11 protein-coding genes are annotated in these 15022 nt (G+C 41.7%); 1 reads left to right on the top strand and 10 read right to left on the bottom strand.

The genetic code is table 11. The features are described 5' to 3' along the window. From CXF83_RS16210 to CXF83_RS16200, 3 genes are read right to left on the bottom strand one after another with little or no spacing between them, the layout of a single operon-like run. Positions 1-399: a hypothetical protein gene (locus tag CXF83_RS16210; protein ID WP_101098032.1), complete on the bottom strand. Its 399-nt coding sequence runs from the start codon at positions 397-399 to the stop codon at positions 1-3. Beyond that, a complete protein-coding gene (locus CXF83_RS16205; RefSeq protein ID WP_101098031.1) occupies positions 396-758 on the bottom strand; it encodes a hypothetical protein in 363 nt (120 codons plus the stop codon). The genes CXF83_RS16210 and CXF83_RS16205 overlap by 4 nt, the downstream gene beginning before the upstream one ends. After that, on the bottom strand, positions 736-3408 hold the full coding sequence (locus CXF83_RS16200) for an SMEK domain-containing protein (RefSeq protein WP_101098030.1): 2673 nt from the start codon (positions 3406-3408) through the stop codon (positions 736-738). Before CXF83_RS16200 ends, CXF83_RS16205 begins: the two co-directional genes overlap by 23 nt. Positions 3409-4816: 1408 nt before the next feature. Here CXF83_RS16200 and CXF83_RS16190 point away from each other — a divergent pair. After that, entirely contained in the window at positions 4817-5452 is a 636-nt protein-coding gene (locus CXF83_RS16190; protein WP_101093621.1) for a class I SAM-dependent methyltransferase, read from the top strand. 78 nt (positions 5453-5530) lie between these two features. Here CXF83_RS16190 and panP read toward each other — a convergent pair whose 3' ends face one another. From panP to CXF83_RS16155, 7 genes are all read right to left on the bottom strand, one after another. Continuing rightward, the gene (panP, locus tag CXF83_RS16185) at positions 5531-7177 is read right to left on the bottom strand and encodes a pyridoxal-dependent aspartate 1-decarboxylase PanP (protein ID WP_101093620.1); all 1647 of its coding nucleotides are present in this window, start codon (positions 7175-7177) and stop codon (positions 5531-5533) included. A 194-nt stretch (positions 7178-7371) separates the two neighbouring features. Then, complete coding sequence (locus CXF83_RS16180; protein WP_101093619.1) at positions 7372-8529, bottom strand: glycerate kinase; 1158 nt, start codon at positions 8527-8529, stop codon at positions 7372-7374. A 169-nt stretch (positions 8530-8698) separates the two neighbouring features. Beyond that, a complete protein-coding gene (locus CXF83_RS16175) occupies positions 8699-10057 on the bottom strand; it encodes a GntP family permease (RefSeq protein ID WP_101093618.1) in 1359 nt (452 codons plus the stop codon). 269 nt (positions 10058-10326) lie between these two features. Further along, on the bottom strand, positions 10327-11478 hold the full coding sequence (locus CXF83_RS16170) for a sugar diacid recognition domain-containing protein (RefSeq protein WP_101093617.1): 1152 nt from the start codon (positions 11476-11478) through the stop codon (positions 10327-10329). A 37-nt stretch (positions 11479-11515) separates the two neighbouring features. Next, a complete protein-coding gene (locus CXF83_RS16165) occupies positions 11516-12127 on the bottom strand; it encodes a uracil-DNA glycosylase family protein (RefSeq protein WP_101093616.1) in 612 nt (203 codons plus the stop codon). A gap of 29 nt (positions 12128-12156) precedes the next feature. Further along, positions 12157-12732 (bottom strand): hypothetical protein, encoded by a 576-nt coding sequence (locus CXF83_RS16160; RefSeq protein WP_101093615.1) that lies wholly within the window; start codon positions 12730-12732, stop codon positions 12157-12159. Between the two features lie 167 nt (positions 12733-12899). Next, positions 12900-15017, bottom strand: a complete 2118-nt coding sequence (locus CXF83_RS16155; RefSeq protein ID WP_101093614.1) for an MtrB/PioB family decaheme-associated outer membrane protein — start codon at positions 15015-15017, stop codon at positions 12900-12902. Between the last annotated feature and the right edge of the window lie 5 nt (positions 15018-15022).

Genomic DNA, 15022 nt, shown 5'->3' with positions numbered 1-15022 from the left:
TTACCAATAATTGCTGTACGCACTGATCAATAGCTCCGAAGATTCAATTTCAAATGATTCGACGCATAAAAAACTTTCTGGTAATTCGGCATCGCTACTCAACCCACCAATTACAACATTATGCCCTTTAGATAGGGCTTCCTTAGCATGTTTTATTGTTTCCTGTGAAAAATCAGGATATTTGTCTTTAGAAGGAAGCTCATCCTCTCGATGTATTTTGGTACCATCAACAATGGCATCATTTACAGCGTGATATAAATCATCAAACATATTGCTAAGAGGGCTATCTAGCTCTACGCCTGCCGCATCAAAAAAGCGCTCTTTTGTTAATTCATCTTTTGAAATATAGATGAATGATGTAGATGAGCTATTAGAAACAAAATCTGTTTTTATTTTCATTTTTTCTCCGATAAAATTTCCAATACTTTTCCAAAGTATGAACCGCCATAGTTTTCATCGAGTAATTGAAAATTAGGTTGAATGATAAAAACATGTTTTCTATCCAAAAGATCACGTCCAACCTCACAACCTAAAGTCTTGCAAATAAACTCTGAAAAACTACCATATTCAACAGAATAAAATTGACTGTACTCTAAACTATAGTCAGTAGATAAAATAAAAATCTCTCTATATATTTTCCAAACTATTCTTTTAGAAAAAGAGTTAGGTTTAACTTTAATTTTTACACAGAAATCCTCAAATGTTGGCATAATATCTAAGGCAAGAACAACTTCTTTAGAGTGTAAGTATTGGTGCATTATTTTTACTCTCCCTTATTGAATTTCTTAAGTTCATAAGAAAACTACATTTTGCAACATTTAAGTAATCACATGCACTTTCTATAGTTGTAACGGGTAAGTTTTTGATGCTATTTATAAGTTCATATTGAAGATGTCCATTTGAAAGGACAGCCACTTGTATGGAGAAAGTCAATCCATTTTCACTGATTTTGTTTCCCCCCTCAATAGCCTTTATACAATCACTAATATATTTATCAGCTTTACAGTAACGAGAGTGGTAGTTCGAATAATGGTCATCGAGCATAATAGAGATGAACGTTTTGTAATCACAGTCTTCGACTGTATTTATAAAATCGATTAAGACAGAAATATTTAATATCCTAGTAAGATCTTTTTGTATGAAAAGTTTATACGCCATAACTCTTAAAGGCTCTCTATCTTTATATGAACTTAATATTTTATTAACAATAACAAGATCATTGTCAGTATGAAACTGCTCCCTTATGCTCATAATACAAGAAGAGTAAATCGAGTGGAAATTAGTTATATTTTCAATTTCCGTATAGGCTTCCACATTCTTCTTAATCCTTGTGAGCAAGTAGAAATACTTAATCACACCCTCTTGACTAGGAGTATTATTTATCATATCGATACACTCTCTGACTAATGCGGTTTCACCACTAAAGTTATTGCACTTATCAATAAAATAAAATGCAATCAAGAAGTCTCTTAACTCATCATAAGTAAAATTAACCTGTTCAGCCCCAAGATCTAATAAGCTTTCTGATGGCAACTCTCTTCTTAAAATAATATCATCATGTACTAGTTTTTCTACAATATTTATTTGCTGCGCATCAAGATTTGAAAGAGATATATTAATAAAATCATTAGCCTCGAGCATAGATTTAATTAATTTAAATATTGTTGGCATCAATCGTTTTTTTTCTGTTACTGAATAATTTTTCGCCACAACATTAAATATATAAGTTTCAAATAGCTCAACTTTATATATTTCTGTTACCTTACCAATATGTGTTCCTTCACTGGATTCACAAAAAATCCTCAATAATAAGAAATCATCTAATAAAAAAGATTTTGCTGAATTAGAAAGAGATCCTTCAATTTCAAAGTATTTAAAGTAAGATCTGAGCGCGTTACTTAATTGTAAGTCAGTAAATTCTCGTTTTAAATCTTTAATCCTATAAGTCATTTTTTCAAGTGATGAGTTTGCTAAATAATCGAAATTTTTATCAAAAAACTCACTTCTGCATGTAACCATTAACTTAATATCAATATATTGGGAAGAAACATTTATAAAGTCAATAAGTTCACATTTGAATGATTCACTATTTTTAATCTCATTTATTCCATCTATTATGATCAAAAATGGTGTACCTCTAGACTCTGAGATGCTTTCTGCAAATTCACAAAGCTCAAACTTATCATTAATGGTAGAAAAATACCTCTGATTCGTTATAAATTGTGTAATATGGTTATCACTAAACTTATTCAATTCTCTAGCAGGGATAAATACTGTAGGTATATCAAATGCTATTGTAAATTTTTCAGCAAAGTCGCATAGAAAGTTTGTCTTACCCTGACCTGCAAAACTTGTAATTAAAAACACCTTGCTTTTAATTAATTTGATGTCATCTAATATGGACTTTAATAAATTAATTATCGGGTACAACTCCCCCCAAATGGCATATTTTAATAAAGATGCCATATCCTCTTTATCTACAGGGGCTCCAATATTTTCAACCTCTTGATCACCATAAGCATTATACTTATCAAACTCAGACGCTTTCAGATTAATGTATTTTTCAAATGATTCTATAGAGTTCAAAAACTCCTTATATGTACCTTTACTATTTACTAACTCTACTAATTCCTGAGGATTAAATTGTATTTCATCAACATTCAACTTTTTAAGATATTCATTGAGGATTGATACATCGATTTTACTTAACTTACGAAATATTTTCCTATGGAAAAATAGAGGGTTAGAGAAAATCCTTGCTTTGTTCTTCACATGAACAGGTTCACAATAAACATTAGGGATATACTTCTTTGTTTTTATTTCATTACTGATTTTTTCTAACGTTCTTTCTTGTAACCCATCTAATTTGTCTCTAATAATAGTGAACTTGTCAATTTTTTTAAATTCAGAATCTAAAATATCTAAAATAATACCTGATAACGTAGCATCATGTTCCCTTTCAATTATCACTAATAGAGAAGAAAAATCAATAATGTCATCTTGTATATTAAAATTTGTTTCCTTTGCTATTTGGATTAGTTGTTTAGAAGTATAAGACTTTTGCTTTTCGGTAAGGATGAACACCTTAACGTTAATATAAATTTTATCTAACCCATACTTCTTATACTTTGTCAGCGTATTTAATATTTTGGCTGAACTACTTGTAGATGTTATTTGAAAAGATTTTTTAGATTGATCACAAGCTAGATCTATTGCTGGAAAATTATCCTGAGTAGCATTCAGGTTTTTTAAATTAGGTAGTGAATAAATTTCTTTAAGCAATGGGATGCAAATTGTTTCAGATATTTTATTAATATCATAAAGCCCTAAACAATTTAGCATTTTTACCTCAGAAGAAATCCGAGAAAAATATGCTGCTATTTTTTTTAAATTAATATCCCTTTCCATATTCCAACGACACGTCTAAGTTGCTGATATTATTCTTTAATATTACAGTTAAAAATGATGCTCAGCAAGCTGTTTTCCAAATTTACAGTCTAAGTATTAGTACAGTTATTTACAGAACTCCAAGTAAAAGCATCTTTACCATTCTGGCTGGCGACTAGCAAAAGATTTGTGAGAGGTTTCTGAATGTATTCGATTCGATCTATAGCCTAGTTTCTAGCTTAAGCTGCTGTTGAGGGGTACCTGATTTTCGTTTGAAGTTTTCACCATTCAAGGTTATATCGTCAATGCTCCTTGGACATTTTTTAGAGCCTAACCTGAAAGGTCTTATGCCTTCCCTATTCTCCATTGGTAAAGTCAGTGTAGTGGTATAGATAATTTGGCCACTCATTTGAAGGTTACATTATTTTTTTGAGGGTAAATACAAACAGCTAAACTTCAAGATATATCCATTTCAAACACGTTTTGGGGCAGAAATGCGTTACCTTCAGACAAAGGTGGTTCCAATGACCTGCGGTCAGCGTATGTGCAGACGCAACTGAGGCTCGCTGCAACTTTTTATAAAAGAAAGGGTCCATGTGAGCTCAACGAAGACATCTGACCTCCAAGGACGGAGGAAATGCCAAATTCTGTATGGAGCAGAATTGGCCATGCCATCAAAGGCCTCAGCCGCATCTACACTGGTTTCGAAAAGGACAACGCTCCAGCTCCTGCATTTTCAATTTTAAAACAGAAATCTAACCCCCTAACTACTTAGGCAGCGAATAACACCATCTTCCCCGTTGGACATTTTCGCTTTTCAGACAATTTCGCCGGGGCGCTGAGGGATTGACTCTTATTAAATCAAGAACGGGCGCAAGCGCTTTGCCCTTGGCTCTGGTGTGGGCGAAGCACCACGACGTTGACTTGGATTTTGAAAAACAATAACGGATAGATCAGCCAAATCGTTATGGGGCATAAACGAGCTGGCTTTTGGCAATGGTGGCACCGCGGCATTTGTAAATCCATCGACATCAAATGTCCCTTCGGAAGCATTAGGCTTGAATAGATAATTCAGGCTGTTCCCACTTCACTTCACGGCATACCCTGCGTCTGACTGCCTAGTATTTCCGCCACAGCAGCTCTCATCATTGACGGTGGCTGAGAGAAGTCGGCCCCATCTGCAATAAAGAACGTCGGGATATTACCCGCTCTGATTTTTTGCCAACTAATATCTCTCTTGGCATTTTGACCATGTCGAGCGGAATGAGTCAACTTGTGGGGGTATTGTTTTCACTTAAAATGATATTGAACAGGACATTAAACAGGAGATCATCTAGCAGTTGTAAATCAGCCTCTTGCAAGCTAGTGTAGATGATTAATTAATCAAAAGCGGTATAAGTGATAAGCACTGAGTGCTAGGGAATAGCGAATGGATAATAATCAAATATCGGTTAATACCTTTGATAAGCTGGCTCAAAGGTATCAGGATAAATACATGGATCTTGCTATGTATTCAGACACCTTTGATTCTTTTATTAGCCATTTACCCACCGATGATGCTCGCGTGTTAGAGCTGGCTTGCGGGCCGGGCAATATCACTCAAATGTTATTATCTGAAAAACCAAATTTGTCGATATTAGCAACGGATCTAGCACCCAACATGCTGATGTTGGCCAAGAAAAACAACCCCAAGATAGAGGTTCTGCAGCTAGATAGCCGCCATTTAAACCGCGTTGAAGAGCAGTTCGATGCCATTATGTGTGGTTTCTGTTTACCTTATCTTGATAGGCTGGAGGCAATAGCGCTGATTGATGCCGCGGCGCTGCGCCTTAAACTTGGAGGAATTTTGTATCTGAGTACCATGGAGGGGGAATGCCCGAACGTGCGCGAAGATACTTCAAGTGATGGTGATAAGGTCTTTACTTACTTTCATCATGCGGAGCAGTTAGTGCCGGCACTGAATCGTCGAGGCTTTAAATTGTTGGCGCTACAACGCAAACAACAAGCTAGCCCGATGGGTGAAGTCACAGACCTGTTTATCACCGCTCGGCTAGACTCAGAATAAGAGCCGTTTAATAAGCGCTATTGAACAAGCGTTATCAATAACAACTATGGCGTTGGCAGTTAGCAATCACAGGCTTTGTTATAGCTGAGCTAACGCCATTAGTTTAGGTAAAAAGGTATTGTCTTGAGAGGCGATAACCGTTTGCTCGGCAAGTACCTGCTGTAAAATCTCATGGGTCGTGAGTGGATTGGCTAACACGACTCGAAACACCACGGCTTTGATCTCCATCAGCTGCTTGTTCTCAGGATTAATACGGGTGCGTGAGACAAATGAGGTGCCTTGTTCACGCTGACGTTTCTGCACAAATTTAGTTAAGCCATCCAATAATTCATTAAACTCAGTCAGCTTTTGTACATCCTTGTTAGCTCGCGCCGTTGCCATCGCCGTTTGCACCACCTGCGGAACATATCGGTAGGTTAATAAGCAAAGCTCAGGCTTGGACACTAATTCAAACTCAGTATGCTTGTTAATTAAGCTCGCAAAGTAGTGCGCTTTCTCTAGACTGTTGTTGATCAGTATTTCATAACCATCGCGGCCAATAACTTGCAGGCAAGCATGGACTAGCATTGCCATGCCGGGACGCGATCCCTCTAACGTTTGGCTGCCTAAATCTTTTGAGCCTTTTCTGAGTATGTATTCGGCGTGGTGTTTAATGGCATTGGCAAAAGTGGGATCTTTAAAAATCACCATTCCTGCGCCCATGGGCACATACATCTGCTTGTGAGCGTCGATAGTCACTGAATCAGCCCGCTCAATTCCGGCTAATAGATGACGGTACTTTTTAGATAATAGACTAGCGCCCCCCCATGCGGCATCAACATGAAAGTGACAGTTAAGCTCTATTGCTAAGTCTGCTAATGCATTTAATGGGTCGATATTACCGGTTTCAGTTGTTCCCGCAACACCCACAATGGCCATCACTTTAATATTGTCTTCGGCAAGCTTGGCAGCGATTTTTCGCATCTGTACGACATCGACTTTGTTATCGTTTGAAGTCGGAACTTGAACAATGTTTTCGCGGCCGATCCCGAGTAAATCAGCCGTTTTAGATAATGAGTAATGGCCACGTTCAGAGACCAAAATCGCTAAGTCATCAAATCCATAGTGACGTAGCCCTTTAATCACGCCTTGAGCTGCAACGCCGCGATACTCACCATCTGCTTTAAGTAATTGGTTACGTGCAGTCCATAGAGCAGTGATATTAGCGACGGTACCACCTGAGCAAAACGCGCCTAATGAAACGTTAGCGCTGTGCATCCAACTCTGATAAAAATTATCATTCTCTTCATAAACAAGATGATGCATCATCCCCAAAACTTGACGCTCTAATGGCGTAAACGCTTTTGAGGTTTCAATTTTCACCAGATTTTGATTTAACCCCACCATCATTTTAGATAGCGGCAATACAAAGTAGGGCAGTGCAGATGTCATGTGGCCAATAAAGCTGGGTGCTGAGGTATGCACTGAATGCGCGACTAGCGTCTTCATCATGTCGTCAGCATAGTCTGAGACAAACTGCGGCGCGGCAGGTATTTGGTGTTGTTGAAAATCCAGCTCAATTTCGGTCAATGGCTTTTCAACGGCCACCACGCTGTCTTGTAAAAAACCCATTAAGTTCTGTGAGATATTTTGTTCAATAACACTAAGGGTTGAATCGGGGGCTTCTGGAACGGTAAAGATTCTCAGTAGTGCTTCTTCAGAAGCGGTGGCTCGTCTTGGTGTCATCGGCTAACAATCTCTATTCACCACACAGTGATTGTGTGCTGGATCAGTCTTTAAAATGGGATGCTCACTTTACTTTAAGCTTTCTAGCGCATCAAGTAGAAAAGTAAATTGCCATTATTGGCAGCGGCTTATTAAGTTTGCGATTAGCTTACTAAAAAGGCGCCGTAGCGCCTTTAATCGGACGTGGTTTGAGGCTATTTTGCTGGCATGGACAGCGAATAAAGTGCGGCAACATTTTTGCTGGTGGTATAAAGATTTGCTTTGGCGTTTGCTAACACTTCAGCTAAAGGTAAAGCGCGTGGCGTGATTGAAAATAGTGCTGTAAAGCCATGTTCTAATAACACATTGGCATCGTCACTGACACAACCTGCAATCGCGAGAACGGGTACATTGAACTGGTTGGCAACCCCCGCAACTCCCATCGGCGTTTTGCCGTGTAATGTTTGACTATCTAGCTTGCCTTCGCCGGTGATCACTAAGCTAGCGCCTTCAATATGGCTAGCTAAGTCAACGGTGTTCATCACAATGTCGATACCCGGTTTGAGCTGCGCATTGAGAAAAGCCATAACGCCGAGCCCCATTCCGCCTGCTGCACCAACACCCGCTAGGTGACGGTTGTCTTTGATGCCCGTTTGCGCAATAACATCTGCATAATGGTTTAGGGCACTGTCCAGTTGCTGCACCATGGTGGTTGTCGCGCCTTTTTGAGGGCCAAAAATAGCGGAGGCGCCATGTTCACCGCAAAGCGGATTATTAACATCGCAAGCCACTTCAAAGCGGCATTGTGAGACCAGTGGATGCAGATCCGTAATATCAATATGTTGTAACTGACTTAAGGCCGCACCACCTGGCGCTAGGGCGGTTGAATCAGCGTCTAAAAGATGTACCCCAAGTGCTTGTGCCATTCCTGCGCCGCCATCGTTGGTGGCACTGCCTCCGAGGCCGATAATAATATGTTTGATGCCACGATTAAGCGCGTCAACAATCAGCTCACCGGTGCCGTAGCTGGTGGTTAACATTGGGTTACGCTGGTCTGCAGCGACTAAATGTAAGCCTGATGCAGCGGCCATTTCGATTACGGCTGTTTTTTCATTGCCATGATAACTGTCGCCTAAAATGCCGTAAAAAGCGTTAACTTTGTGGCCTAATGGACCGGAAACCTGCGTCCAAATAAGGCGACCATTAGTCGCATCAACCATTGACTGCACGGTGCCTTCACCGCCATCGGCAACGGGGATTTTGAGATATTCAGCATTGGGTAATACCGTGCGAAATCCTCGCTCAATTTCGTTAGCCACTTCCATTGCGGAGAGGCTTTCTTTAAATGAATCGGGGGCTATCACAATTTTCATGCCGTCTTCCTATTTTCAGCGCAAGGCTGAAACTGTTTAAGCGAACGATTAGCCTTGTTCTAGGCAAATGTCTTATTAAGAGTATGAATAGTCGTGCTAACACGACTGTTCAAATGAGGAGGAAGGCGAGTAAGCACACTCGCCTTTTAATTGAGCTTAGATAAGAAACCTAGATAAGGAATAAGCTCAGTATATACACCACCGTCATGGCGGTGAGTCCTTGAATTAAGGTGGCCATGGTTTGTGCTTTATAAGCTTGCTTAACGCTCATGCGGCTAAACTGGGTAACAACCCAGAAGAAGCTATCATTGGCGTGTGATACGGTCATCGCACCTGCACCAATCGCCATGACGGTGAGCACTCTGCCCATGTCACTCGCAAGGCCGATATCACCCAACATAGGAGCGACTAACGCTGAAGTAGCAACAAGTGCAACAGTAGAGGAACCTTGAGCAGACTTTAATGCTGCAGCAACGATAAACGGCATAAAGATCCCGACGCCTAATGCCGACAGCGAACTGCCTAAAAACGCGCCAATTTCAGTTGCTTTGAGTACCGCGCCAAATGCGCCACCGGCACCAGTGATAAGTAGAATTGGGGCTGCTACAACCAGACCTTGGCTGATACGCTCGCTGAACTCTTTGACTTTGTTGTTACTTTTAAGCAGTGACAATGATAGGAAAAGACCAATCATTAATGCATTGACCGGTTGACCCAGAAACGCCAACACATCAAACAGTGTCCCATCCCCTAATGGAGCTGATGGGAAGTTGGCAATGGAGCCAAAACAGATTAATAGGATCGGCACGAAAATGGGTGCAAATGCTCGTATCGGGCTAGGCAGTTCACCATAATTTTGCTTGAGTGTTTCGTAGTCTTCAGTCTGAGTTAACAGGTCTTCTGCGCCTTCACCATCAGGTTGTACATTGGCAAATCGATTCGCCCACAGGGTGCCAGCAAGCGCCGCGAAAGCGGCAACAAACACACCGACAAAAATCACTAATCCAAGGTTAGATTCAAGCCCAAGGTTACCTGCTGCTGCAATCGGCCCAGGTGTTGGTGGTACAAAAGTGTGGGTGGCATAAAGGCCAGTTGCTAGCGCGACACTCATTGACACGCTAGAGACCTTCATTCTATTCGCCATAGACTGTTTAAGTGAGTTTAAAATCACAAAACCAGAATCACAAAAGACCGGAATAGAGACGATGTAACCAATGATAGACATGGTCAACGTTGGAAAGCGAGTGCCAAGTAATTTAATGACGACATCTGCCATGGTGATGGCGGCGCCACTTTTTTCAAGTATGGTACCTATGATGGTACCTAGTACGATAACGAGACCGATATAACCTAGGATGCCACCAAAACCTGAAGTGATGGTTTTGGCAATATCGGCGCTAGGTAGGCCATAGGCAAAAGCGGCAATAAACGACGCTATTATTAAGGTTAAAAATGGGTGTAACTTAAATTTAGAGGTAGCGATGACGATAAATGCAATCACCGCCAGCAAGATCATTACGAGGCTCATAGCGTTTCCCTGTAGGGGTATTTTTAATTTATGTGTAGGGTTTGATGTTACTTAAGCCAAATATGACCTCGACTCATTGTGAGTCGAGGTCATAGGATTTCAGGCTTAGCTATTATGCGGTTCGATGGGATGTATATCTTTGGTTGAATGCACAAATATATATCTAAAAATAAATGTTTTCTTGTTCAATTGAACATTTTTTTGCTTTGAGGCTGATGTTTAGGTCATATAGCCAAAGCGAATGATATGCAACATGAGTCATCAGCCTATTATCGGGTGGTTAACATCACTTGCCCTAGGTAGAGCTGCAGTAGACCATCCAATTTCTGTAAATTACTGCCGGTGATTTTTTCAATTTTTTCGAGTCGATAACGTAAGGTGTTTCGGTGAATAAACAGCGCATTGGCACACTGCTGTTGATCGCCAAAATGTTGTAAGTAACAGGTCAACGTTTTAGCCAGTTGACCATTTTTATCGGCACTGATTAATGATTGATATGGGCTTACTAGCTCTTGCCCACGCCAGTTATCTTTGAGGGAAGATAACAGCACTAACAGAGAGAAATCTTCATAAAGATATTTACTCTGCTCAGGGCGCATTTGAGAACCGATAGAAAGAGTCTCTAAAGCGGTTTGGTAGGAGCGATTAATTTCTTGTGGTTTCACAAAGAAATGCCCGAGGGATATTTTTAATCGTTTTCTCATTTCACTCGGTAGACGAGCGATAAGCTGATCAATACGCTCACTCTCAAGTGTTGCATCCCACTTCTGTCCATCAAGAAAAGCAGGTTTGAGGATCACCAGCTCAGTCATTGAGGTCATGGCGACTAAGTTACCGCGCGACGGATTTTCCAGTAAGTGCAATATCTGTTTTAGCATCGAATTAGCCGAGGTTTCCTCTTCGTCCGCTTGCACCTGAATAATGGCCGCAACACGAGGGGTGTCTAAGTTGATATCGAGCTGCGCCGCCCAGTTTAGCTGATGTGAGGTAAATGCACCGTCGGACTTAATCAAATCGATGATCAACTCCTCTTTTTGACGGTATTGCCATTGTGCCAGTTCAAGGGAGTTGGCTTGCTCAACAATGATTTCGGCGGTCATTTTAAGGAGCTCACCGTAATGACCGAGCTCTTTGGGGTCACCGGTGATGCCAATAACACCAATGATGTCGCCTTTATAATGCAGAGGCAGATTAATCCCCGCTTTGACGCCTTGTAAGGTGTCTTCACTTGCATGGCTAATTGCAACGGTTCTTTGTTGGCTAATGGCCAGTAATGCGCCTTCATGCACCTCACCAATTCGATGGGGATCGCCTGAGCCCAATATAATGCCGTGTTTATTCATTACATTGATGTTGTGACCAATGATTTTCATGGTGCGATTGACTATCTGTTTGGCAAGTAAGCCATCTAAAAAATACATTGATACCCCTAATTAAACTGAGCTGTAATTGAACGGTTTAGGTTTGCTCTGGACTGATAAGCGTGGCGACACGTTGCTGCAATTTGGGGATGATTTGTTGTTCGAACTCGGGGTGACGCTTTAGCCAAATGTTGTTTCTTGGGCTTGGGTGAGGCATGACTAACGTGTGTGGCCATAAGGTTTGCCATTGTTCTACTGCGTGGGTGACGGTTAATTTGCGCTTTAGATGCCACTCAATAGCGTATTGGCCCACCAGTAGGGTTAATTCAACATTGTGTAGTTCATTGAGCAAAGGTTGTCGCCATGCAGCTTCGCATTCGGGACGAGGTGGCTTATCGCCACTTTTCTTATCGGTTGTTGTGTAACTGCCAGGAAAACAAAACCCCATCGGCAGAATGGCAAACAGATCGGGGTTATAAAATTGCTCTCGCGTAACCCCTAGCCAAAGCCTGAGACGCTCGCCACTGGCATCGTCAAAAGGATGCCCTTTATGGTGTGTCTTTTGCCCTGGCGCTTGGCCAGCAATCAGTATTTTTGCATTGCTGGCAAGTTGCACAATAGGCTTGGGCGCAAACGGCAAGTGCTTAGCACAAAGCTGACATTGCTTTACTTGGCTAAGTAAATTGGTGAGGTTAGCATTTTCTCGCATAAGTGGAGGCGGACTCAGTGACGATGCATTTAGCTGTGCAGCGCAATTTGATAAGCCCAATACCCTAAATAACTGTAGCCTGTGATGAGTGTAGCGTAGCTCAGCAGTTTGACACTTAGCGTGCCACGACTTGACGCTGCAACATGAGCGATGGCCAAGGCAAATATGGTCAGTGGCGCGGCATAATAGGCAACAACCATGATCAATAATGCGACGGTCGCGAGAATTAACGGTGTTTTATCAGTAGGTGCATTAGCTGTCGGGCTCAGTTGTACTGGCAGTATACTCAACGCAATACTGACAATGATCACACCGATATTGAGTGAAATAGCACCGGCGCCTTCGATGTAAGTTATTGCTAATATAAAGGTTAATAGTGCAGGTAACAGCGAGATCAGTGTATGGATTTTGGCAAAACGTCTGCTGTGGTATTGACCTGTGAAATAGAATAAGCCAGTTAACAGCAGATTAAAAAAACAAAAGCCGCCAAGCGAGATTGCCAGCATTAATATATTGGTGGTGTCGGATTGAAACGCGAATGCAGGCATAGGCGCTAACAGACATAAACAGAGAAAAGGCTTGAGCAAAGAGGGCATACGGGTCATCGGGAGTCTTAGTAATCGAAGAGATGGCTTACAATCGCTTAAAGTGAGCCTAACTTCAAGATGAAAGCCGAGTAAATCGTTAGATTTAGATCTACGTCAGGCTATAAACCTTATTTTAGAGGCATAAAAAAACCCGCGATTGCGGGTTTTTAACGAAAGGCTAACGACTACAGACGGTAGCTCATGCTAAGCATGATGAGGTGCGCGTTGTAGTCATGGCTGTTACTGCCAAAACTTAACACGTTCCAGATCCCGTCTGGCGCAATATCATTGCCAGCGTCGTTATCTTTATAATTTTCCATCTTATAGTCTACGCGTACGTCCATCTTGTCCGTTGCACGGTATAAAGCGTAAACATTAACGTTATGGACTTTGGCATAGTAATCGCCGTAATCACCCGTAATACCTTGGGTAACTTGGGTGGTACTATTCGAATCTGAGTAAGTGTAATCAACACCTAAACGCAGTTTCTTTTCCATAAGGTTGTTGTAGCTAAAACCGGTACCAACCACATCGACTTGATCTTCAACAACGCCATACCAATTTGGGCTAGAGAAGTTGGTGCTACCTGCTTGATCTGAATCGATGTTTTGACGGTTGTAGAACGCCGTCAATGTCATGTCTTCAGTGAGCAAATAGCTGACACTTGCATCGTAACTCATATCTTTCGATTCAGTTAAGCCGATTTGTGTGTCGCTGTAATCGTCGAGCGCATAACGCGCACCAAAGTCGATAGTCAGCGTCTCAATTGGGCTGTGTGTAACACGGGCTTCAACTTGAGTACGGCTTCTATCCGCTAGGTTGTACTTACGCAGCAAGTCGTTTGACTCACTTGAAGTCCATTTTGATGCTTGATACTCAGAACCATCACGGTCGCTATAACTGCCTTTAACCCACATGTCCCACTTATCAAAGGCACTGACGCGGTACTTCGCCCAAACAGTGCTTTCTTCGGTGGTTTCGCGGTCTTGGTAGTTACGCTCATCTTTACGGTAGTCAAATCCACCTTCAAGTTTATGGCCACGAGCAAGACGGTAGTCAGCTCCTAACTTAGCTTTGTGAGTGGTGATGTCGTAAGGCGTGTTGTAAGCTGCTTGACCCGTTGTTGAGTCAATACTTATTTGCGTCCACTCTTCAATGTTGGTCTGGTTGTCACGGTCGTTGTAATCGTAACTCGCGTTTAAACGCAGTTGACGAGTAATACGTGACACAACTTTAAGTGTGGCGCCCGTGGTTTCAACTTTACCGTCGAGTGACTCTGTCGGCATTTGATAGCCGTAGCCTGAGCTGCTGTAGTCTTGGTCTTGCGTCATTTGACCATAATGAACTCGGCCATTGATGATCGTTTTGCCTGCTACATATTGACCCATTAACGATACTGTGTGTGCTTCATTATCTGGATCAAGTGACATATAGCCGGTCGTTTGTGCGCCAAACGTTGGGCTAAAGGCATTATCAAAAGACAGCTCACTGTACTCATTCTTAAAGATAGAGCCGTTGTAATTTAGCGCTGTAAACCAATTGTCACCGCCAAAACGAATACCCGCTTCAAGCGTATCAGTCGAGTAATCAACAGGTTCAGCAATCATCATCGATTGATTTGAGAAGCTACCAGAAGCTTGTTTAAGGCCGGTTTTGTCTTCACGCATATAATTGATGTAGGTGCTCCATAAAGACTCACCCTGCTGATTGACAAACGCGTAGTCAATACCTAACCCAGCTCGCTTACGTTTTAGCGATAGCTCAAGCGGGTTAAGGCTTGAGTTCAAGTTGGTCATGTCCGCAGTGCTACCGCCGTTTACCCAGTCACCAGGAAGGGTTAGGTTATCACTGCCAACTCCTTGGTAAGGGCTCATGGCGCTATCCGTTTTGTAGGTAGCAATCTGGCGATAATTTAGGTTTAGATTGTATTGACCCGCTTTGCCGACATTGATATCAGCTCGGCCATTTTCCATGCCGAGATTATCAGCTTCGATAGAGGCTTGGTAACCGCTTTTACCTGAGTATTTAAGGTCAGCATCAACTTTAGCTGCGAATTCATCTTCAGCGGCAAACGCATTTGCTGAATGAATATCGCTACTGTCGTTGTAACCTACACCGACACCCACAGTGCCGCTATAACCGGTTTCGACTGCACAACGTTTACAAGCCCATTTATCGAATTTTACTTTAGTGGTATTCGCATTTTGAATACCGTAACCGTCAGCTGCTATTGCGACGCTAGGTACAATTGCACCAGCACTTGCAAGTAGGGCGAGGGTGACTAAATTTAGTTTGAATTTCATCTTCT

The organism is Shewanella sp. Choline-02u-19 (assembly GCF_002836205.1).
Classification (GTDB): Bacteria; Pseudomonadota; Gammaproteobacteria; order Enterobacterales; family Shewanellaceae; genus Shewanella.
The sequence above is the reverse complement of the archived record's forward strand: the minus strand, read 5'-3'. Positions and strand labels throughout refer to the sequence as shown.

Excerpts from the sequence above, each read along its gene's own strand:
- CXF83_RS16190 (WP_101093621.1), top strand. The coding sequence starts at position 4,817 with ATGGATAATAATCAAATATCGGTTAATACCTTTGATAAGCTGGCTCAA.
- CXF83_RS16180 (WP_101093619.1), bottom strand. The coding sequence starts at position 8,529 with ATGAAAATTGTGATAGCCCCCGATTCATTTAAAGAAAGCCTCTCCGCA.
- CXF83_RS16200 (WP_101098030.1), bottom strand. The coding sequence starts at position 3,408 with ATGGAAAGGGATATTAATTTAAAAAAAATAGCAGCATATTTTTCTCGG.
- CXF83_RS16175 (WP_101093618.1), bottom strand. The coding sequence starts at position 10,057 with ATGAGCCTCGTAATGATCTTGCTGGCGGTGATTGCATTTATCGTCATC.
- CXF83_RS16210 (WP_101098032.1), bottom strand. The coding sequence starts at position 399 with ATGAAAATAAAAACAGATTTTGTTTCTAATAGCTCATCTACATCATTC.
- CXF83_RS16160 (WP_101093615.1), bottom strand. The coding sequence starts at position 12,732 with ATGACCCGTATGCCCTCTTTGCTCAAGCCTTTTCTCTGTTTATGTCTG.
- CXF83_RS16205 (WP_101098031.1), bottom strand. The coding sequence starts at position 758 with ATGCACCAATACTTACACTCTAAAGAAGTTGTTCTTGCCTTAGATATT.
- CXF83_RS16155 (WP_101093614.1), bottom strand. The coding sequence starts at position 15,017 with ATGAAATTCAAACTAAATTTAGTCACCCTCGCCCTACTTGCAAGTGCT.
- panP (WP_101093620.1), bottom strand. The coding sequence starts at position 7,177 with ATGACACCAAGACGAGCCACCGCTTCTGAAGAAGCACTACTGAGAATC.
- CXF83_RS16165 (WP_101093616.1), bottom strand. The coding sequence starts at position 12,127 with ATGCGAGAAAATGCTAACCTCACCAATTTACTTAGCCAAGTAAAGCAA.
- CXF83_RS16170 (WP_101093617.1), bottom strand. The coding sequence starts at position 11,478 with ATGTATTTTTTAGATGGCTTACTTGCCAAACAGATAGTCAATCGCACC.